Origin of the sequence: Methylophilus sp. (genome assembly GCF_035460085.1) — a bacterium.
Lineage (GTDB): Bacteria > Pseudomonadota > Gammaproteobacteria > Burkholderiales > Methylophilaceae > Methylophilus.
In genome coordinates this window covers 1-19825 of the sequence record NZ_DATHWZ010000088.1, presented here as the reverse complement: position 1 = coordinate 19825, position 19825 = coordinate 1, and the positions used below count along the sequence as shown (strand labels likewise).

Below are 19825 nucleotides of genomic sequence, written 5' to 3'. Positions count from 1 at the left end.
TTAGTCAGCTTTAATGGCGCGGTAGCCAATATCTTTACGATGTTGTGCGCCTTCAAATTGGATGGATTCAAGTATTTTATAGGCTGATTGCTGGGCTGATTTCACTGACTCACCCAATGCTGTGACACACAATACACGGCCACCGCTAGTGAGCACTTTGCCATCTTTTAATGTAGTGCCGGCATGGAACACGTGGCCATCTTTTACATCCACCGGTAAGCCAGTGATTTCATCACCAAGCTTGGGTGTTTCCGGATAGTGGGCACTCGCCATCACCACGCCCAGCGCAAAACGGCTATCCCATTCGGCGCTAGTTTGATCTAACGTGCCATCAGCAGCATGTGCAGCCAGCGCTACCAGGTCAGATTTTAAACGCATCATGATCGGCTGCGTTTCCGGGTCGCCCATGCGGCAATTAAACTCCAGTGTTTTGACTTCACCTTTTGGTGAAATCATCAATCCCGCATACAGGAAACCAGTGTAAGGAATGCCATCTTTCGCCATGCCTTCAACGGTTGGAATAATCACTTCACGCATAGCTCTGGCATGGACTTCAGGTGTCACTACCGGCGCTGGCGAGTAAGCGCCCATGCCACCTGTATTTGGCCCCTGGTCAGCATCCAGCAGACGTTTGTGGTCCTGGCTGGTGGCGAGTGGCAGGATGTTTTTACCATCGACCATCACCATAAAGCTGGCTTCTTCACCTTGCAGGAACTCTTCAATCACGACGCGGGCACCGGCATCGCCCAGTTTGTTGTCGGAGAGCATGGCATCCACTGCTGCGTGTGCTTCTTCCAATGTCATTGCCACCACCACGCCTTTGCCTGCGGCCAGGCCATCGGCTTTAATCACTATAGGAGCGCCGTTAGCATCGATATATTTATGTGCTTCAGTGACATCACTAAAGGTTTGATATTTTGCGGTCGGGATGTTGTGACGGTACATGAACGCTTTGGCAAAGTCTTTTGAGCTTTCCAGTTGCGCCGCGGCTTTGGTCGGTCCAAATATTTTCAGGTTTGCGGCACGGAAGGCATCAACCACGCCTTGTGATAATGGCGCTTCTGGACCTACGATGGTGAGGGCGATTTGTTCATCTTGCGCAAATTTCACCAATTCATCAATCTTGGTAATCGGCACGTTAGTCATCGCTGGATTGGTGGCTGTGCCCGCATTGCCAGGCGCGACAAACACACGGCTGACTTGTTTATTCTGGGAAACTTTCCAGGCCAGGGCGTGTTCACGACCGCCAGAACCAATCACTAAAATTTTCATATTCACTACCCACAAAGTTATAACCACAGGGCACAAGGCACACAGAGAACTTCAAGTTCTAAAGCATCTTTTTGCTTTTCTCTGTGATCCCTGTGTCCTCTGTGGCGAATTGATTAATGTCTAAAATGACGAATGCCAGTGACCACCATCGCCAGGCCACGTTCATCCGCAGCTGCGATCACTTCTTCATCGCGCATGCTGCCACCAGGGTGAATTACGCAGCTGGCGCCAGCATCGGCTAATACATCGACGCCATCACGGAACGGGAAGAAGGCGTCGGAGGCGACGACCGAGTTTTGCAAGCTTAGGCCAGCATTTTGCGCTTTAATCGCTGCAATTTTTGTACTGTCTACGCGGCTCATTTGGCCTGCACCTACGCCCAGGGTCATGCCATTTCCACAAAATACGATGGCATTGGATTTCACGTATTTCGCCACATTCCAGGCAAACAGCAAATCTTGTAATTGCTGTGGTGTAGGCTGCAATTTGGTGACGACTTTGATATCCGGCAGTTGCAGTTCGTGGTTATCTGCTGATTGCAGCAGAATGCCTGAACCAACACGCTTAGAATCCACCGCATTGCGGCCTTGCTCCCAGGCGTTGTTGCCACCTTCAGGTAATGCAATTTTCAACACTCGTACATTGGCTTTGGCGCTAAAAATAGCCAAGGCTTCTGGCGTAAAGTCTGGCGCAATCAACACTTCAACAAACTGTTTAGATACGGCTTCGGCGGCTGCGCCATCCAGAGTGGTATTGAACGCAATAATGCCGCCAAACGCGGAGGTGGGATCAGTTTTTAATGCTTTGCTGTAGGCTTCCAGCGGGTTGATGCCCAATGCCACACCGCACGGGTTAGCGTGCTTCACGATCACACAGGCAGTGGCGCTGAATGATTTCACGGCTTCCCAGGCTGCATCGGCATCAGCGATGTTGTTATAACTTAATTCTTTGCCCTGTAATTGCTGGGCGGTGGCCAAGCTGCCAGGAGCTGGGTAGAGGTCACGGTAGAACGCGGCTTGCTGATGGCTGTTTTCACCATAGCGCAAGTCCTGCACTTTAATGAAATTGCTGTTCATCTGATTCGGGAACTGGCTTAAAACTGGTTTACCGGCAGATTCTGTTTCAACAAAATCAATCGCTGACAGGTAGTTGCTGATTGCAGCATCATATTGTGCGATGCGGTTAAATGCAGCTACCGATAATTTGAAACGTGTGGCTTTAGACACGGCGCCGTTATTGGCTTTCAACTCGGCAGTGACTTCCGCATATTGTGCGGCATCGGTCAGCACCGCCACGTCGTTCCAGTTTTTGGCGGCAGAGCGCACCATGGCCGGGCCACCGATATCGATATTCTCAATTGCATCTTCCAGCGTACAGTCGGCCTTGGCGACCGTTGCTTCAAAGGGATACAGGTTAACTACCAGCAGGTCGATATTCTCGATGCCATATGCTTGCATGGCGGCAACATGTTCCGGCAGGTTGCGACGGCCTAGCAAACCGCCGTGCACTTTCGGATGCAACGTTTTTACGCGGCCATCCAGCATTTCCGGAAAGCCGGTGAAGTCGCTGACCTCTTTGACCGGAATCTGGTGGTCACGGAAAAGTTTGGCGGTTCCGCCCGTTGAAAGTAGTTCTACACCCAGCTGCTGCAGGGATTTTGCCAGTTCGAGCACACCGGTTTTATCGGAGACACTGATAAGCGCGCGTTTAATTGTCATGGTATTTAATGTGAGAAGTTGCTTGATTATAAATTTTGGTTGGCTTAATGGTTAAGCCGGATAAGGAGTTTTCACTCAAGGCCGTAGGTGGCCATTTTTTTTCTTAGGGTATTGCGGTTGATGTCCAGCATATCAGCGGCTTTGCTTTGGTTGCCGCCAACCTTGTTCAATACATATTCCAGCATGGGTTTTTCAACGCAACCCAACACCATGTTATAAATGGCATGTGGCGGTTGGCCATCAAGATGGGTGAAGTATTCATCCAGTGACTCGCGGACGGCGAGACTTAATTTACTATCGGTTTGCATTAGGCTGCCAGCTCCTGGTCGCTTTCTTGTTCGTTATCTTCTGCGTATACCAGTCTGTCGTTTTTGGCTCGTAATTCAGCAAAAAAGTCATTGATGGCATTTAGTTGCAGATCAATGGTTTGCAGGGTGTTCATGTTATGGCGGAAAGCGGCAGAACCGGCCAGGCCCTTGGTATACCAGGAAATATGTTTGCGTGCGACACGCATGCCGGTGAGTTCACCATAAAAGACATACAAATCATGTAAGTGCTCCAGCATGACCTGGTGAATTTCATCCACCGTCGGCGGCAACATATGCTCACCCGTGTTCAGGAAATGCTCGGTCTCACGGAAGATCCATGGGCGGCCTTGTGCGGCACGGCCAATCATCACCGCATCTGCCTTGGTGTAATCGAGGACAAATTTGGCTTTTTCAGGGGTGGTGATATCGCCATTGGCAATCAGGGGGATATTGATGGCCTGCTTGACGGCAGCGATGGTGTCGTATTCCGCATCACCATGGTAAAGGTCGTTACGGGTGCGGCCGTGGATAGTCAGCGCTTGCACTCCAATATCTTCAGCCATTCTGGCGATCATGATGGCGTTTTTATTTTGCCTGTCCCAGCCGGTGCGTATTTTTAAGGTCACTGGCACATCCACGGCATTGACAACGGCTTTAAGGATTTGCGATACCAGCGGTTCGTCTCTGAGCAGGGCAGAACCGGCCATGACGTTACAGATTTTTTTGGCCGGACAGCCCATGTTGATATCGATAATCTGCGCGCCGTTGTCGACATTATGTCTGGCTGCTTCAGCCATCATGGCTGGCTCGGCACCGGCAATCTGTACCGAGATCGGGCTGACTTCGCCTTCATGGTTGGCGCGGCGTTTGGTTTTTTCACTGCCGTATAGCAAAGAATTGGAGGTGACCATTTCAGACACGGCTAGGCCGGCACCCATTTTTTTGCATAACATGCGGAAAGGCCTGTCGGTGACGCCAGCCATGGGCGCGACAACCAGATTATTCTTTAAGTGGTGGGGTCCGATTTGCATGAGAATCAGTAGGTTCTGGTAAGTCAGTGAAAAGACTGACTATTTTAACTGCAAATCGGGAGGTAGGGAATTGTTTACGACAAATTTGCTTATTTTTTACGCAGTTTGATATGTGTGTCTATGAGTTGGAAAGCGTTATCGCGGAATAGTGACCCTTCAGTATCCTTGACCCACATGTGCAGCAGGCCGGAGAAAAACAGGTGGGTATCGAGCGCCAGTTCTGCGGCAGTCAATTGCGTGCCTACCTGGCCTAGTTCTTGTGCTTTAGCGTAGGCTTGTTCTATTTTGTGGATTAATCCACTGCAATTGCTTAAAATGGATTTCAATACGTCAGCGAATTCGTCTACGTATTCACACTTGGTCATCATGACTTCATATGTCTCACGGGCGGTTTGATCCTCATTGAGCATTTGAATGGTGTCTTCCAGGTGTTTGCGGATGCGGCCCAAAGGGTCCTGGTTGCCGTCGCTGCCTAGTAAAGTATCATCCATGCGGTCAATCAGAGGCAAGTAAACCTCTTCACGCATGGCGTGAAATAACTCTGCCTTATTGGCAAAGTGCCAGTAAACGGCACCACGGGTTACGCCAGCGTCAGAAGCAATATGCTCAAGGCTAGTGCGGCTAACTCCTTTTTGCAGGAATACCTCACGCGCCGAATTGATAATGCGCTGCCGGGTTATCGCGGCGTCTTCTTTGGTTTTACGTACCATGCTTAAGCATCACTCCATAATATAAATAATTGCTGTTTGGCTGCAGAATAAGGCATGTGTAAATATGAATTTTTTGCGTCACCCATTTACATACATTCTTGTTTGTATATAATATACATCCAAGAATGTATGTAATCAAGTTTATTTTGAAAATTATTAAGGGATAACATGTTGATTTCACAGAGTATCCAACCTCATCGTGCGTTAGTTTTATTGGCTTTGGGTGTTGTATTAAGTGCTTGCGGAAAGTCTTCTAACGAACAGGGGCCTGCTGCTGGCGCCATGCAGGCTATGCCGGTCACCGTACAGTCAGTGGCGCCTGAAACAGTGCCGATCCAGACGGAAGTGGTGGCGCAGACAGAAGGCGCCAAACAAATTGAAGTGCGTCCGCGCGTTGGCGGTATTGTGCTTAAACGTTTGTATCAGGAAGGTGAGGCAGTGAAGGCTGGCCAGGATATGTTTCTGATCGACCCGATGCCGTTCCAGTTACAAGTGGACCAGGCAAGAGCCATGATTGCGCAGCAAAAAGCCAGGATTGAACAGACATCACGTGAAGCGCAACGGCTGAAAGGCTTGCTGGAAACTAAATCCATCAGCCAGCGTGAATTCGATAACGCGACTTCTGATAATTCAGTCGCCACTGCCACGATGATGCAGTATCAGGCGCAGTTGCGTGAAGCTGAATTGAATCTGTCTTATACCCATGTAAAAGCACCGGAAAGCGGTATTGCCGGTCGCTTTGTACTCTCTGAAGGTGCGCTGGCAAGTGCCAATACCACTTTGCTGAGTACGATTGTGCAAGTGTCCCCGATCTGGGTACGTTTCAGTTTGTCAGAGTCTGACCTGCTAAGCCTCGGTGGTCATTTGCGTCCAGGTAAAGTACAGGATGTACGTTTGATCCTTGGTGACGACACGGAATATCCACTGTCAGGAAAAATTAACTTCTCAGCCAGCCAGATTGACCCGGCACTCGGTACCCAACAGTTGCGTGCAGAATTCCAGAATCCTGACAGCATTTTGTTACCAGGCCAGTTTGTACGTGTGCGTTTGACAACCGGTAAACGGGATGGTGTATTCCTGATCCCGCAGACTGCTGTATTAACCGGTCAGCAAGGCAAGTTTGTGTTTGTGGCTGAAAAGGATAAAGAAGGCAAGACCGCTGCTGCTGCGCGGCCGATTACGGTTGGTGCTTGGTTTGGTGATCGTTGGAGTGTGCTTAGTGGCTTGAAAGCTGGAGATCAGGTGATTCTTGATAATCTGATCAAAGTGCGCCCAGGTGCGCCGGTTGCACCGCATGCACCAGAAGCTGCGCCTGCACCAGGCCAGGAAAAGCCGGCAGTGCCAGAGAAACACTAAGACTTTAGGTATTTACTTACGTTTTTTGTACCAAATACCATGTTATCAACGGCCTGAGTATCAAGTATTCAGGCCGATTTCAGGAAAAACGATATGACCCGATTTTTTATCACACGCCCGATTTTTGCCAGCGTGCTGTCTATCATCATCGTGTTGGCAGGGTTGGCAGCGGCATTTAAATTGCCGATTGCGCAATATCCGCAAATTGCGCCGCCAACCGTGCTGATTACCGCCAGTTATCCTGGCGCAAGTGCCGAGACACTGTCTAAAACAGTAGCGGCACCGATTGAAGAGCAGTTGAGCGGCGTAGAAAACCTGCTTTACTTTAACTCAAGCTCCGATAGCAGCGGTACTTTGACCATCACGGCCACTTTTGATATCGGTACCGATGTCAACCAGGCGACATTTAACGTCAGTAACCGGGTGAATATTGCGTTGCCACGTCTGCCGGAAGATGTGCGGCGTACTGGTGTTGTTGTGCAAAAACGTTCCAACGATATTTTGCTGGTAGTGATGTTGATTTCTAGCAAAAAAGAACATGACCGCTTGTTCTTGAGTAACTACGCCACATTGAACGTATTAGATGAATTCAAGCGCATTAAAGGTGTGGGTGATGTCACTATTTTTGGTGGCCAGGATTACTCCATGCGTATCTGGTTGCGTCCTGACAGGATGGCACAATTGGGTGTTTCTACAAGTGATATTCAAGCCGCGATCAATGCGCAGAATGCGCAGTATGCCGCAGGTAAGATTGGTGCAGAACCAGCGATCCCCAGCCAGCAACTGTCATTTACGGTGACCGCCAAAGGTCGCTTAATCGAGCCGGAAGAGTTCGGTAACATTATTATCCGTGCGCAAGGCCCGAATGGTGTGCTGCGCCTGAAGGATGTGGCACGTATCGAGTTAGGCGCACAAACATACAACGTGGCTTCTGCATTGAATGGGCAACCAGGCGTTGCGCTGCCTATCTTCTTGCAAAGCGGTGCGAATGCGCTGGAAACTGCCGAAGCGATCAAGGCCAAAGTCAATGAGTTGAAAGCCAAGTTCCCTGAGGGCATGGATTACAACATTCCATACGATACCAGCGACTTCGTGAAAGCGACCATTGAAGAAGTATTCCACACCTTTGGTGAGGCGCTGATCCTGGTAGTACTGGTGGTGTTCTTGTTCCTGCAAAGCTGGCGCGCGACGCTGATTCCGATGATTGCAGTGCCTATTTCTATCATCGGTACCTTTGCCGGATTATACCTGTTCGGATTCTCCATCAATCTGTTAACCATGTTTGCCATGATTTTGGCGATCGGTATTGTGGTGGATGATGCGATTGTGGTCCTGGAAAATACCGAGCGGTTGATGAAAGAAGAAAATCTCAATCCGTTGCAGGCAGCAATCAAATCGATCGCACAGGTGCAGGCAGCGGTGGTGGCGATCGTGTTGGTGCTTTGCGCGGTGTTCGTGCCGGTGGCTTTCCAGGGCGGTATCGCTGGCGAGTTATATCGCCAGTTTGCGGTAACGGTAGCGATTTCAGTGGTGATTTCAGGGGTTGTGGCGTTAACGCTGACGCCGGCCCTGTGCGCCATGATCCTGAAAAACAGTCACCATGAAAATGGTTTCTTCAGGGCGTTCAACCGTGGTTTCGGCCGTTTAACTCACTTGTATACCGACACCGTGAACCTGACTCTGCATCACAAGATTATTGGTGCAATTGTGTTTGGCGGTATGGTGATCGTGATGATTTTCCTGTTCCGCGCTGTTCCTGGTGGTTTCGTACCACCAGAAGATCAGGGCTATGTGATCAGTGTTGTGGTGATGCCGGATGGGGCTACCTTGAAGCGTACTTCGCAAACTGTTGAAAACATTCGCGCGGCTGTCGCCAAAGACCCGGCCACTGCGCATGAGTTTGCGGTGAACGGATTTGAAATACTAACCGGCGCGAATAAAACCAATGCCGGTACCATGTTTGTGCGTATGACAGACTGGGACAAACGGACCACCAATGCTGACCAGATGGTTGGCAAGCTGATTGGTATCGGTATGAGCCAGCCTGATGGTATGGGGTTTGCGGTAAACCCGCCTGCGATTCGCGGCCTGGGTTCTGCCGGTGGTTTTGAGGTGTATGTACAAGCGCATGGCGATACTGATGCGATCAAGCTGTCGCAAGTCATGAATAACTTTATGGATGCGATGCGCGCTGATCCGAAATTGACTGGTATCAACAGTTTCTTCCGCCCGACTGTCCCTCAGTTGTTTATTGAGGTGGATGAAGCTAAAGCCCTGTCACAGAATGTGAAGATTGCGGATATTTACGCTACGTTGCAAAGTACCATGGGTTCACTCTACGTTAACGACTTTAACCGTAGTGGCCGTACTTATCGCGTGCAGTTGCAAGCCGAAGCAGAATACCGTATGCAACCTGAAGACTTGGGTAAAGTCTATGTACGCAGCCAGCCGACGGAAGAAAGTCCGAACGGCAATATGGTGCCTATGTCTGCTTTAGCTAAAGTCAGCAATATCGTCGGTGCTGAACAACTTGAGCGTTACAACGGTCTGCTTTCCGCTAAAGTGTTTGGTAGCGGTGCTCCGGGCGTAAGCTCTGGCGATGCCATCAAGCTGGTGGAGAAGATTGCGAGAGAAAACTTGCCGGACGGCTACCAGATCGCCTGGACTGGTCAGGCTTACCAGGAAAACCGTACCGGTTCTGCCGCACTGGTTGCTTTCGGGTTTGCGACCATCATGGTGTTCCTGATTCTGGCTGCGCAGTTTGAAACCTGGGCCTTGCCATTAGCAGTGATTATGGCGATTCCGTTTGCGATGACAGGGGCGTTGATTGCTGTGTTGACACGTGGCATGAATAACGACATTTACTTCCAGATCGGCCTGATTACGCTGATCGGGCTGGCGGCGAAAAACGCGATCCTGATCGTGGAGTTCGCCTCGCAGAAAATGGAAGAAGGTATGCCATTGGCTGAAGCTGCACTGGAAGCTGCACGTTTACGTTTCCGGCCGATCGTGATGACTTCAATGGCGTTTATGTTAGGTATCCTGCCATTGGTGTTTGCGACCGGTGCGGGTGCGGCTGCGCGTCAATCCATGGGTACCGGTGTATTTGGCGGTATGCTGATTGCGACCTTTATTGCTACCATCTTTATCCCGTTGTTCTTTACCTGGTTGACCAATGAGAAAAAAGTGCGTCACCACGGTCATGTTGAAGAAGAGGAATCGGTATGAAACCGACAATGAAATTGACTTTAAAACCGTTGCAGCAGTCGTTGCTGTTAGGATTGGTGACCATGTCATTGGCAGGTTGCCAGGTGATTGGACCATTTTATTCACGGCCAGAGCCGGTAGTGCCTGCGCAATATACCAGTGGTGAAGCTGGCCAATTAACTCAAGAGCAGCAACTGGCCTTGCAACAATGGTGGACATTGTTTAATGACAGCAAGCTGAATCAGTTGGTGGATACTGCGCTGGCAAAAAACAACAACCTGCAATCCGCTGTCGCACGTATCGAAGAAGCAGATGCATTTGCGCGTGAAAGTGGTGCCAGCTTGTTGCCTACCGTGACTGCGACAGGTTCAGGAATCCGTAACCGGGTGACCGAATCCGGGATTTTCCCGGTGTTTGGCGATAACCCTCGTAAAACCTATAAGGTTGGTTTGAACGGTAGTTATGAGCTGGATTTCTGGGGCAAGCTACGCCGGGCGAATGAAGCTGCACGCGCGCAGCTTCTAGCTACGCGCTATGCGAAAGAGGCGGTGACCTGGTCTCTTTCCAGCCTCGTTACCAATAATTACCTCATGATACGCAGTCTGGATGCGCAGTTACGCGTAAACGAACAAAACCTGAAAACGGCACAAGATAGTTTTGATCTGGCAAACCGCCGTGTTGAAGGTGGCGTGGCTACTATCCTGGATGCCCACCAGGCAGAGTTGGTCGTAACTACACTGCGAACGCAAGCACTGGAACTGAAAAGGCAACGTGCTTTAAGCGAGCATCAATTGGGGTTATTAACCACTGATCTTGGCTTGAAGATTCCAGCAGGAGACCTGATGGCCATGCCAAGCCCTGTCACGCCGCCAACCGGTCTGCCTTCGGCATTGATGGAAGCCCGGCCGGATGTGCGCCAGGCAGAGCAAGCCATGATTGCGGCAAATGCGAATATCGGCGTGGCACGTGCAGCGTTCTACCCAAGCATTTCACTGACGGGTACGTACGGTGCTGAAAGTATTGCCCTGAATAATTTGCTGAAATCTCCGGCCCGTGTCTGGTCACTGGGCTTGGATATCAATCTGCCTATCTTCAATGGCGGACGTCTGAAAGCCCGTGAAGAGCAGGCAACGGCACAGCAAAAACAAACGTTGGCAAGTTACCAAAATACCTTGCAGACTGCATTTACTGAAGTAAGCGATGCGCTATCGAATACCAGCCAGTATCGTGAGCAGGAGACGCTCGCTCAGTCTAAAGAAAAAACCACGGCTAACATTCTCACAGTCGCGCAAAATCGTTATCAAGCTGGGTACACCAGCTATCTGGAAGTGCTGGATGCGCAACGTAACCATAACGAAGCCACACAGGCGATGGTACAAAGCCGCCAGAATACACTGATAGCCACAGTAGACTTGTTCAAAGCACTGGGTGGCGGCTGGAAACCTGAGGGTGTGAAACAGGAAGAGTATTACAAAAAGTAATTGTTTATTTCTTGTCTAATAAAAAAGGGAGTGCGTGACATCGCACTCCCTTTTTTATGTTTTAAACGCGATTACATCTTTCAGGACTATGCCTGGTTGAGTAGATTTTTCTTGCTAGTGCAATAAGCCGGATATTGCCATCTGCAAACCTATGCCTATGCCTATTCCAATCGCTATTCCAGTTAAGTATGCTTTCTTAACTTTATCATCGGAAATATCCACCAGCCCTGAGGATTCTGGTGATTCATTTGTTTTTTTAAAAAACATTATTCGTCTCCATCAAGTACATCTTGAATGTAGCTACCTGTAACAGCCGCACTTACTCCAATTAATGCAATAGGAAGTGCTGCTGTCACCGCTACAGTTGTCGTCAGGCCTACTGCTACTCCAATTCCGATTATTGCCATATTTGTTCCAATGGCTGTATCTTGACTAACTGCGCCAGCGGTAATGTTTGTCTCAGTAATAGTTAACTCTCGCATTTTGAATTCCTTATGATTAAAAATACAATAAAAAAGTAAATTACGTGCTAACAAATTCAACTACATCAAACTCACTTAGCTGCTTTAATAACTCCTGCTGCTTGGGAGAGTAAATTTCTTTTTCAGCATTTTTATTAAGATAAAGCCTCTCGTTAAGCTTAGAAATAAAATTAAAGTGAGGTTCATCAAGGTTGAGTTTGAATCCGTTGACGACTAAATGCTGCTGTAAATGCTTTATTGGCAAGAAATTATTCAGGCGTGGAGATTTATTTTGCCTAGTTTCTTGTGCATCAACAGAGTATTTTTTTGCAAGATCAGCGATCGCAAAGCGTGAATGGATTCGTTGCTGTTCTGCATGCGCTTGATAAAAGGCCTGCAGATTATTTCTATCAGCAGCTAATTGATTTACTGTCTTGATTACAGCATCAAGGGATGACTGCACATCACTATAGGCATTGAGTGATTGTCGTCCTTCAATATAATCTGGCAATTGTTTGGCGCAAAGCCAAATCAGGTAATCGATAACTCTGGGTGGATATGTACTGACAGCTATATGAAAGGTTTGTACAGCATCGATTGGTAAAGCTTCATGCCACCAGCCACGCGGAATATAAAGTAAATCACCAGCTTCTAATACATTATCGAGTACCGGGATTTCTGGGCATTCTGCTTTGTGATTAGTACTCTTCTGATGAGCCAATGGCTGCTCAAAAGTTGGTTGGTAGACTTTCCAGTGTTTACGGCCAGACAACTGTAAAATAAATACATCATGAGTGTCCCAATGCTTTCCAAATGAACCATTGCCTCCGAATGCGGCGTAAGCATTTACATTGGCTTTCTCACCGATAAATTGGGCAACGCTCATGCTGTAATCGTGTATGAGCGGACTATGTAGTTGCAACTTGTTCAAGACCAATGTTGCACCATCTTTCAAATATTGATACAACACATCTTTAACTATACGGGTTCGTTTTTCACTAATATCGAAATAAGACTCGGTAAATACATCGAAAGCAACAGGCCCATCTTTGAATAATCGAATTTCAGATTCTTGTGGTTGCCAGCTATAGAGAGCGTCATCCAAATCGGACCAGGTGAAGCTATTAGCTTCGAAAGCGTTTTTTTGTAAAAACCAGTTTTTGTCATAGCATTGCTCGAAGAACTGCTGACGAGTCATTCCGAAATCGATCTGTGAATGCAACATTTGATTTAACTCCAAATTACTTTTCTCCAATTAAATGCACATTAACACATAATTGTTATTTTTAACAAAAAATAACAATTATGTGTTGTACCTAAAAATTTGTAATAAAGCGCTTGTGCGAAACCAATAATGCAAGCTTTGAATGCAAGCTTTGCGGAATGCTTTTACCTAATGTAGTAATGAATTAATTTAAGTTTATTCAATACAATTTGCTTTGCATTATCATGCTGACATGTCTAAACATACTGTCACTCCCTCGCTGACCCGTATCGCCCTCGCCAGCTTTGTAGGCACTGCCATTGAGTTTTACGATTTTTATATTTATGCCATGGCAACCGCGCTTGTGATCGGACAGGTGTTTTTTCCGGCCAGTGATCCTGCAACACAGTCATTGAATGCCTTGCTCACATTTGGATTAGCCTTTATTGCGCGTCCTTTAGGTGCCTTACTATTCGGTCATTTTGGTGACAGGCTGGGCCGCAAGTCGACGCTGGCGGCTTCATTGCTGGTGATGGGCAGTTCCACATTTTTAATAGGGCTGTTGCCTGGGTATGACACTTTAGGCGTTTGGGCGCCAGTGTTGCTTTGCCTGCTGCGATTTGGGCAGGGATTGGGGTTAGGCGGGGAGTGGGCCGGTGCAGCCTTGCTGGCAACCGAATATGCGCCGGAAGGAAAGCGGGGCTGGTATGGTATGTTTCCTCAACTCGGCCCTTCGATTGGTTTTTTACTGGCAACGCTGACTTTCCTTGCCTTGAGTCTGGGGTTATCGGAAACCCAGTTTACCCGCTGGGGCTGGCGGGTGCCTTTTATCATCAGCGCTGTGCTGGTGCTGGTAGGTTTGTATGTACGGTTCAAACTGGCAGAAACACCCGCGTTTACCCAGGCCCGGTCCGAACATCACTTGCACCGCTGGCCATTGAAGACACTGCTGTTGCAACACGCCAGGGCCATTGTGCTTGGGGCCCTGGCCATGGGCGTCTGTTACCACTTGTTTTATACCGCAACAGTGTTCTGCCTGAGCTATGGCACACACGCATTACACATTTCACGCCCTGTCTTTCTTGGCATGTTATGCGTGGCAGTCATCGGCATGGCAATAGCGACTCCATTATCAGCCTGGTGGGCTGATCGTGTCGGCAGGCGCCCGATATTGATCATTGGTCAATTACTGGCACTTTTGCTAGGGTTCGCTTTGGCGCCAATGATAGGCAGCGGGCAATTGCTGTGGATTGCGCTGTTTCTGTTTGTCGCCTTGTTCTTGATGGGGGTGACTTTTGCGCCTATGGGGGCCTTTTTGCCCGAGCAATTTCCTGTAGCCGTTCGGTACAGTGGCGCAGGATTAGCTTATCAACTGGGCGGTATTCTTGGCGCTTCGTTTGCCCCGGCTATTGCGCAGTTTTTAGTGCAACAAGGCGGTTTGTCATGGGTGGGATTGTATATGTCCGCTATGGCAGCGATCAGCGCGCTGGCCGTCTGGCAAATCGGGCCACAGAATACGCCACATGACTGAAGGTTTGTTTCAGCGGGTATAATGCAGCTTTTTTACAGCAAAGCCATTGAGTATGTTCATCCATCCGGGATTTAACCCTATCGCGTTGCAAATCGGCAGTTTTGGCATCCACTGGTATGGCCTCATGTATCTGGTCGGATTCTTCGGTGGGTTATGGCTCGGCCAATACCAGGTGAAGCGTCTGCGCAAAATTGACCCAAACTCCCCCTGGCAGCACAAAGACCCTGACGATATGCTGTTTTATATTGCACTTGGTGTGGTGCTTGGTGGCCGATTAGGCTATGTGTTGTTTTATCAGCCCTTGTATTTCCTGCAGCATCCGCTGGAAATTTTTGCATTATGGCAAGGCGGGATGTCTTTCCATGGTGGTTTTATCGGCGTGATGGTGGCGATGGCACTCTTCGCGCGTAAACGTGGTGTGATCTGGTTACAACTCATGGACTTTGTCGCACCGTTGGTGCCTGTTGGCTTAGGCGCCGGCCGCCTGGGTAACTTTATCAATGGTGAATTGTGGGGAAGGCCCACTGAGTCGAATTGGGGAATGGTGTTCCCGCAAGTGGATATGGTAGCTCGTCACCCTTCGCAATTGTATGAATTTGCGCTTGAAGGCATCGCCCTGTTCTTGATTCTATGGCTATTTGCAGGAAAAAAACGCCCGATAGGCGCGGTATCCGCGGTGTTTTTGCTGGCATATGGCAGTTTCCGTTTCCTGGTCGAATTCACGCGTGAGCCGGATAGCTTCCTGGGGCTGTTATCTTTAGGTCTCAGCATGGGCCAGTGGTTATGTATACCAATGATACTGGTCGGGTTGGCTATGTTGCGCTGGGCTTATCGCAAACCTTAGGATGTAGAGATCAAGCCCCTGGTTGTGTTGCGATTTCCAGCGCATTCAGCCAGGCGATGGCATAAGTGCGGCTTTGTGACGGTTCGCCGCACATTTCCAGGCTGGGTTGCAGCCCTCCGCAAAATGCCGGGCGCTCTGGTTTGCCAAATAATCTGCATTGGTGATCTGCATCCAGCTGAATACATGGCGTGCCTGCCGGTTTGCCATGTGGCATACCAGGAATTGGGCTGGTGATGGAAGGGGCGATGCAACAGGCACCGCATTGCGGACGGCAATTCATGGCTGCTTTATGGCACATCCACCCACGGATATCCCAAGGCGCTGACGCCAACTTTTAGCTCCAGCATGGCCTTTTTGACCATACTGGTTTCGCCTTTCATCCCCACCTCGGTAGTTCGGCGCTGATTGGTGCGTGGCAGGCTGAATAATTTCAGCATAGGGTATTGCGCAAGCATGCTGTTCATCAAATCGATCAGGTCACTTTCACCGGCTTCGGTCACGACAATCGCCTGTTCGACGTAATCCAGAGTATGAAACAGGTGGCTGTAATAGGTATCCAGCACCCATTCAATCATAGGATGCGCCATCTCCGGAAAGCCTGGTACAAAATAATGCTGGTTGATACTGAAACCTGCCACACGATTCACCGGGTTAGGAATCAAATCACAGCCTTTGGGGAAATCCGCCATCAATACCCGTTTTGGGTAAGCCCCATCACCATATTGTGCTTCAATATTCGCCACAGCGCCGGCATGTCGCTCTATGGTTACACCTGCTGCCTCTGCTGCACATTGGCGTGTATGGTCGTCCGGGGTGGCACCTATGCCGCCAAAACTGAACACTACATCGCCACGCGCCATGCTTGCCTTGAAATGGGTGGTTATTTGATCAGGAATATCGGCAATAAAATAAGCCCAGCTCAATTGCAGGCCGCGTGCCGAAAGTAGGGCGATCACTTTGCTGAGGTGCGCGTCCTGGCGTTTACCGGACAAAATTTCGTCGCCAATAATATAAATTCCAAAGGACTGCATGAGAGAAAATTGGTGAATTCTAAAAATGAAGATTATACAGGCGACGGTGCTGGATCATGCATATTGGATACAGGCCAATGTTATCAGGATAGAAAACATAGCCGAAGCCACAAAAGCAAATGGCGATGACTTTTCAGCCATCGCCATTGTTTCTCACTAGTTGCTAACGGATAAACGTTAGGCTTTTCGCAATGCGCGCGATAGGAAAATCAAGAACACCGCACCAATAGTTGCAACGATAATACTGCCGATCAGGCCGCCGCTAGCGCTTAAACCCAATAAACCAAACAGCCAGCTACCCACAACCGCACCCGCAATACCCAGGATCAGATCCCAGATCAGGCCATAGCCGTCGCCCTTCATGATCAGGCCAGCCAACCAGCCTGCAATAATACCTACCACAATAGTCCAAATCATAACCGCTCCCTCATTGTTGTTATCAAACGTTGTCAAGAACTGCCATACTAATATGTGCAGACTTAGGAATCTGTCAGAATTTGTAGGAAAAACCTGTCAGAAAAGACTGATAGCGTTTGGCCTTCTTTCAGATGTTTAAAGCAATTACTGAAATACGTTATTCTAAAAACTGCCGATGTGAACGGGATTATTTTTTTAAACCGACCACGACAATCGCCGCACCGGCAACAATCAGAATGATGCTCAACACTTGTGGAATCTCCACGTCTTTAGTCACATCCGCGCTGGCTTCCAGTGAACCTATCTTGGCTACAGTCTCTTTACTCTCATAGCTAAAGCCTTTATAGAATAAGCCGGCTGTACCCAGCGCAATCAGGATAATGCCGATAACAAGAGATGATTTCATGTGATACGCCCCTATTTTTTAGTTGAATGAAGCATTACCTTAACATATGCATAAAGCCTAATGTGCACTTTCCCAGTTACAACCGACGCCAACCTCTGCCAGCAGTGGTACATCCAGCGTGGCGACACTCTGCATGAGTAACGGTAATTGCTGTTTGACCAGCTCAAGTTCGGCATCCGGCACTTCCAGCACCAGTTCATCGTGTACCTGCATAATCAGCTTGGTTTGCAGTTTTTCTTCCGTAAGCCATTTGTCGACCGCAATCATAGCCAGCTTGATCAAGTCAGCGGCAGTGCCTTGCATAGGCGCATTGATCGCGGCACGTTCAGCACCGGCACGGCGATTGCCATTCGCGCTGTTGATTTCAGGTACCCACAACCTTCTCCCAAAAATGGTTTCGACATACCCTTGCTGTTTCGCCAGTTCACGTGTCTCACTCATGTAATGGCGCACACCGGGGTAGCGGGCAAAGTAGCGTTCGATATAGCTTTGTGCTGCACTGCGTTCGATATTCAGGTTTTGCGCCAGGCCGAATGCACTCATGCCATAAATCAGGCCAAAGTTGATCACTTTGGCATAACGGCGCTGTTCATTATCCACAGCTGTTTTTTCCACCCCGAATATTTCCGCTGCTGTCGCGCGGTGGATATCCTCATTATTGGCAAACGCGGAGAGCATGCCTGCATCCTGTGAGAGATGGGCCATGATGCGTAACTCAATCTGTGAATAGTCAGCCGATACAATATGGCTACCTGGTGGCGCGATAAACGCTTCACGGATGCGACGGCCTTCGGCAGTCCGTACTGGAATATTTTGCAGATTTGGATCGCTACTTGCCAGGCGGCCGGTGATCGCCACTGCCTGGTTGTAATTGGTATGTACGCGCCCGGTCTGAGGATTAATCATTTTGGGCAACTTGTCGGTATATGTGGATTTGAGTTTTGCGAGTCCGCGATATTCCAGAAGCACTTTAGGTAAAGGGTAGTCCAGTGCGAGTTCTTGCAGCACATCTTCATCAGTGGAAGGTACGCCGGAAGGCGTTTTTTTCAATGGCTTGATGCCCAGTTTTCCGAACAGGATTTCCTGTAATTGTTTGGGACTACCCAGGTTAAACGGCTGTCCTGCCAGTTCGTAAGCCTGTTTCTCTACTTCCATCAGGCGCAAACCAATTTCATTACTTTGGCGGTTCAGCATATGGCTATCTATGAGTACTCCGTGACGCTCCATGCGCTGTAATGCCAGCATGCTGGGCATTTCAACTTGCTGATAGATAAAGTCCAGCTTCGATGATTCAGCGACTTGCGGATAAAGTGCACGATGCAGTTGCAATGTAATATCGGCATCTTCCGCTGAGTATTCTGTCGCCTGTTCGACAGTGACCTGGTTAAAGCTTACCTGTTTGGCGCCTTTGCCTGCCACCGCTTCGAAAGGGATAGGCGTGATACCAAGATGACGCTCGCTCAATTCGTCCATGCCGTGGCCTTTGTGGCTCTCGAACACATACGATTGCAGTAGCGTATCGTGAGCGACCCCTTGCAACTGTATGCCGTGATTGGCTAAGACATGCATATCGTACTTCAGGTTTTGGCCGACTTTTTTAATGTTAGGGTTTTCCAGGATAGGCTTCAGTTTCTCAAGGGTGGTATCCAATGATAATTGGGCGGGTGCATCAAAGTAATCATGCGTTAAAGGCACATAAGCCGCCTCGCCGGGCGTGACACTGAATGACACGCCGACAATTTTCGCTTGTAGCGGGTCCAGCGAAGTGGTCTCGGTATCAAAACACACTAACTCAGCCTGTTGTAAGCGGGCTAACCAGTTATCCAGCTCCGCCTCCGTAAAAACGGCCTGGTACTGGCGACGGGTGTCAGGTACATAATCATTTTTGACTGCCACTGGTGCTGATGGCGGTGGCGCTGAAGCAGGAGTTGCGCTTGAAGTTGAGCCATCAGACAATTTATCCAGTTCTCGCTTCCAGGTACGGAACTCGAAATGGTCAAACAGGCGGTGGAGTTTCTCTATATCCGGCGCCTGTTGAATCAGGTCATCAAAATGTTCGCATACGCCTACATCACAGCGGATAGTGATTAATTCACGTGCAGTCGGCAACCAGGGCAACGCTTTACGCAGGTTATCGCCAACTACGCCTTTAATGTTGTCAGCATTGGCGACGATGTTGTCGAGTGAGCCATATTCTGTCAGCCATTTCACAGCGGTTTTGGGGCCGACTTTTTCAACGCCGGGCACATTGTCCGAGGTATCACCCACCAGGATCAGGTAATCAATGATCTTGTCTGGCGGGATACCGAACTTGTTTTGCACGCCTGCAATATCCAGCACATCGTCGGTTTTACGGAAGGCATCGCGCATGGTGTTGACGACGGTAATATGTGCATTCACCAGCTGGGTGATGTCTTTGTCACCGGTGGAAATGATGGTTTTAATGCCTTCTTTTTCCGCCTGCTTGGCCAGGGCGCCGATCACATCGTCCGCTTCAACGCCATCTTCAATGATTAATGGCCAGCCCATGGCGCGTATGGTTTCGTACAGAGGCTCAATCTGCACGCGCAGATCATCCGGCATGCTGACGCGATTGGCTTTGTATTCAGGGTATAAGTCATCGCGGAAGGTTTTGCCTTTGGCATCGAACACACAGGCGCTGTATTCAGAAGGATAATCTTTGTGCAGGCGGCGCAACATATTCAGTACGCCCTGAATCGCGCCCACCGGTTCATTGGCCGAGTTGCGCAAATCCGGCATGGCGTGAAAGGCGCGATAAAGGTAACTGGAGCCATCTACCAAAAGCAGGGTTTTCATTGTTGTATTCTCATGTCTTGATTCAATCGGC

General features: G+C 49.1%; 19 protein-coding genes. 6 read left to right on the top strand and 13 right to left on the bottom strand.

All coding sequences use genetic code 11. The features are described from left to right. From purD to VK958_RS11960, 5 genes are all read right to left on the bottom strand, one after another. Nucleotides 1-1272, bottom strand: a complete 1272-nt coding sequence (gene purD, locus VK958_RS11980; protein WP_325241629.1) for a phosphoribosylamine--glycine ligase — start codon at nt 1270-1272, stop codon at nt 1-3. A gap of 113 nt (nt 1273-1385) precedes the next feature. Further along, complete coding sequence (gene purH, locus VK958_RS11975; RefSeq protein WP_325241627.1) at nt 1386-2990, bottom strand: bifunctional phosphoribosylaminoimidazolecarboxamide formyltransferase/IMP cyclohydrolase; 1605 nt, start codon at nt 2988-2990, stop codon at nt 1386-1388. A 71-nt stretch (nt 2991-3061) separates the two neighbouring features. Next, nucleotides 3062-3298, bottom strand: a complete 237-nt coding sequence (locus tag VK958_RS11970) for a helix-turn-helix domain-containing protein (RefSeq protein WP_325241625.1) — start codon at nt 3296-3298, stop codon at nt 3062-3064. Then, nucleotides 3298-4329 (bottom strand): tRNA dihydrouridine synthase DusB, encoded by a 1032-nt coding sequence (dusB, locus tag VK958_RS11965; RefSeq protein WP_325241623.1) that lies wholly within the window; start codon nt 4327-4329, stop codon nt 3298-3300. The genes VK958_RS11970 and dusB overlap by 1 nt, the downstream gene beginning before the upstream one ends. A gap of 89 nt (nt 4330-4418) precedes the next feature. Next, nucleotides 4419-5039 carry a TetR family transcriptional regulator gene (locus VK958_RS11960; protein ID WP_325241621.1) on the bottom strand — a complete coding sequence of 207 codons (621 nt, stop codon included), beginning with the start codon at nt 5037-5039 and terminating at the stop codon, nt 4419-4421. A 168-nt stretch (nt 5040-5207) separates the two neighbouring features. Here VK958_RS11960 and VK958_RS11955 point away from each other — a divergent pair, with 168 nt between their 5' ends. The 3 genes from VK958_RS11955 to VK958_RS11945 all read left to right on the top strand — a co-directional run bounded on the left by VK958_RS11955 (nt 5208) and on the right by VK958_RS11945 (nt 11083). Further along, nucleotides 5208-6395 (top strand): efflux RND transporter periplasmic adaptor subunit, encoded by a 1188-nt coding sequence (locus VK958_RS11955; RefSeq protein ID WP_325241619.1) that lies wholly within the window; start codon nt 5208-5210, stop codon nt 6393-6395. 93 nt (nt 6396-6488) lie between these two features. Continuing rightward, nucleotides 6489-9623 (top strand): efflux RND transporter permease subunit, encoded by a 3135-nt coding sequence (locus tag VK958_RS11950; protein WP_325241617.1) that lies wholly within the window; start codon nt 6489-6491, stop codon nt 9621-9623. Then, nucleotides 9620-11083, top strand: a complete 1464-nt coding sequence (locus VK958_RS11945; RefSeq protein WP_325241615.1) for an efflux transporter outer membrane subunit — start codon at nt 9620-9622, stop codon at nt 11081-11083. Before VK958_RS11950 ends, VK958_RS11945 begins: the two co-directional genes overlap by 4 nt. A 114-nt stretch (nt 11084-11197) precedes the next feature. Here VK958_RS11945 and VK958_RS11940 read toward each other — a convergent pair whose 3' ends face one another. From VK958_RS11940 to VK958_RS11930, 3 genes are read right to left on the bottom strand one after another with little or no spacing between them, the layout of a single operon-like run. Further along, nucleotides 11198-11350 (bottom strand): hypothetical protein, encoded by a 153-nt coding sequence (locus VK958_RS11940; protein ID WP_325241613.1) that lies wholly within the window; start codon nt 11348-11350, stop codon nt 11198-11200. Then, nucleotides 11350-11619: a hypothetical protein gene (locus tag VK958_RS11935; protein WP_325241611.1), complete on the bottom strand. Its 270-nt coding sequence runs from the start codon at nt 11617-11619 to the stop codon at nt 11350-11352. Before VK958_RS11935 ends, VK958_RS11940 begins: the two co-directional genes overlap by 1 nt. Further along, entirely contained in the window at nt 11606-12769 is a 1164-nt protein-coding gene (locus VK958_RS11930) for a JmjC domain-containing protein (protein ID WP_325241609.1), read from the bottom strand. Before VK958_RS11930 ends, VK958_RS11935 begins: the two co-directional genes overlap by 14 nt. Nucleotides 12770-13001: 232 nt before the next feature. On the opposite strand from VK958_RS11930, the gene VK958_RS11925 reads away from it, so the two are divergent. Together VK958_RS11925 and lgt are read left to right on the top strand one after the other, a co-directional pair. Further along, entirely contained in the window at nt 13002-14279 is a 1278-nt protein-coding gene (locus VK958_RS11925; protein WP_325241607.1) for an MFS transporter, read from the top strand. A 52-nt stretch (nt 14280-14331) separates the two neighbouring features. Next, nucleotides 14332-15123 (top strand): prolipoprotein diacylglyceryl transferase, encoded by a 792-nt coding sequence (lgt, locus tag VK958_RS11920; RefSeq protein ID WP_325241605.1) that lies wholly within the window; start codon nt 14332-14334, stop codon nt 15121-15123. A gap of 10 nt (nt 15124-15133) precedes the next feature. Here the strand turns inward: lgt and VK958_RS11915 are convergent, their stop codons facing one another. Continuing rightward, the gene (locus VK958_RS11915; protein WP_325241680.1) at nt 15134-15403 is read right to left on the bottom strand and encodes a YkgJ family cysteine cluster protein; all 270 of its coding nucleotides are present in this window, start codon (nt 15401-15403) and stop codon (nt 15134-15136) included. Nucleotides 15404-15410: 7 nt separating this feature from the next. Further along, a complete protein-coding gene (locus tag VK958_RS11910; protein ID WP_325241603.1) occupies nt 15411-16154 on the bottom strand; it encodes a competence/damage-inducible protein A in 744 nt (247 codons plus the stop codon). A 25-nt stretch (nt 16155-16179) separates the two neighbouring features. On the opposite strand from VK958_RS11910, the gene VK958_RS11905 reads away from it, so the two are divergent. Further along, entirely contained in the window at nt 16180-16314 is a 135-nt protein-coding gene (locus VK958_RS11905) for a hypothetical protein (protein WP_325241601.1), read from the top strand. A gap of 17 nt (nt 16315-16331) precedes the next feature. Here the strand turns inward: VK958_RS11905 and VK958_RS11900 are convergent, their stop codons facing one another. From VK958_RS11900 to polA, 3 genes are all read right to left on the bottom strand, one after another. Continuing rightward, nucleotides 16332-16571 (bottom strand): GlsB/YeaQ/YmgE family stress response membrane protein, encoded by a 240-nt coding sequence (locus VK958_RS11900; RefSeq protein WP_055826995.1) that lies wholly within the window; start codon nt 16569-16571, stop codon nt 16332-16334. 187 nt (nt 16572-16758) lie between these two features. Next, nucleotides 16759-16977 carry a hypothetical protein gene (locus VK958_RS11895; protein WP_325241598.1) on the bottom strand — a complete coding sequence of 73 codons (219 nt, stop codon included), beginning with the start codon at nt 16975-16977 and terminating at the stop codon, nt 16759-16761. Between the two features lie 57 nt (nt 16978-17034). Further along, nucleotides 17035-19794 carry a DNA polymerase I gene (polA, locus tag VK958_RS11890; protein WP_325241596.1) on the bottom strand — a complete coding sequence of 920 codons (2760 nt, stop codon included), beginning with the start codon at nt 19792-19794 and terminating at the stop codon, nt 17035-17037. Between the last annotated feature and the right edge of the window lie 31 nt (nt 19795-19825).

Coding starts and splice junctions, on each gene's coding strand:
- purD (WP_325241629.1), bottom strand. CDS start 1,272: ATGAAAATTTTAGTGATTGGTTCTGGCGGTCGTGAACACGCCCTGGCC.
- purH (WP_325241627.1), bottom strand. CDS start 2,990: ATGACAATTAAACGCGCGCTTATCAGTGTCTCCGATAAAACCGGTGTG.
- VK958_RS11970 (WP_325241625.1), bottom strand. CDS start 3,298: ATGCAAACCGATAGTAAATTAAGTCTCGCCGTCCGCGAGTCACTGGAT.
- dusB (WP_325241623.1), bottom strand. CDS start 4,329: ATGCAAATCGGACCCCACCACTTAAAGAATAATCTGGTTGTCGCGCCC.
- VK958_RS11960 (WP_325241621.1), bottom strand. CDS start 5,039: ATGGTACGTAAAACCAAAGAAGACGCCGCGATAACCCGGCAGCGCATT.
- VK958_RS11955 (WP_325241619.1), top strand. CDS start 5,208: ATGTTGATTTCACAGAGTATCCAACCTCATCGTGCGTTAGTTTTATTG.
- VK958_RS11950 (WP_325241617.1), top strand. CDS start 6,489: ATGACCCGATTTTTTATCACACGCCCGATTTTTGCCAGCGTGCTGTCT.
- VK958_RS11945 (WP_325241615.1), top strand. CDS start 9,620: ATGAAACCGACAATGAAATTGACTTTAAAACCGTTGCAGCAGTCGTTG.
- VK958_RS11940 (WP_325241613.1), bottom strand. CDS start 11,350: ATGTTTTTTAAAAAAACAAATGAATCACCAGAATCCTCAGGGCTGGTG.
- VK958_RS11930 (WP_325241609.1), bottom strand. CDS start 12,769: ATGTTGCATTCACAGATCGATTTCGGAATGACTCGTCAGCAGTTCTTC.
- VK958_RS11925 (WP_325241607.1), top strand. CDS start 13,002: ATGTCTAAACATACTGTCACTCCCTCGCTGACCCGTATCGCCCTCGCC.
- lgt (WP_325241605.1), top strand. CDS start 14,332: ATGTTCATCCATCCGGGATTTAACCCTATCGCGTTGCAAATCGGCAGT.
- VK958_RS11915 (WP_325241680.1), bottom strand. CDS start 15,403: ATGAATTGCCGTCCGCAATGCGGTGCCTGTTGCATCGCCCCTTCCATC.
- VK958_RS11910 (WP_325241603.1), bottom strand. CDS start 16,154: ATGCAGTCCTTTGGAATTTATATTATTGGCGACGAAATTTTGTCCGGT.
- VK958_RS11905 (WP_325241601.1), top strand. CDS start 16,180: ATGAAGATTATACAGGCGACGGTGCTGGATCATGCATATTGGATACAG.
- VK958_RS11900 (WP_055826995.1), bottom strand. CDS start 16,571: ATGATTTGGACTATTGTGGTAGGTATTATTGCAGGCTGGTTGGCTGGC.
- VK958_RS11895 (WP_325241598.1), bottom strand. CDS start 16,977: ATGAAATCATCTCTTGTTATCGGCATTATCCTGATTGCGCTGGGTACA.
- polA (WP_325241596.1), bottom strand. CDS start 19,794: ATGAAAACCCTGCTTTTGGTAGATGGCTCCAGTTACCTTTATCGCGCC.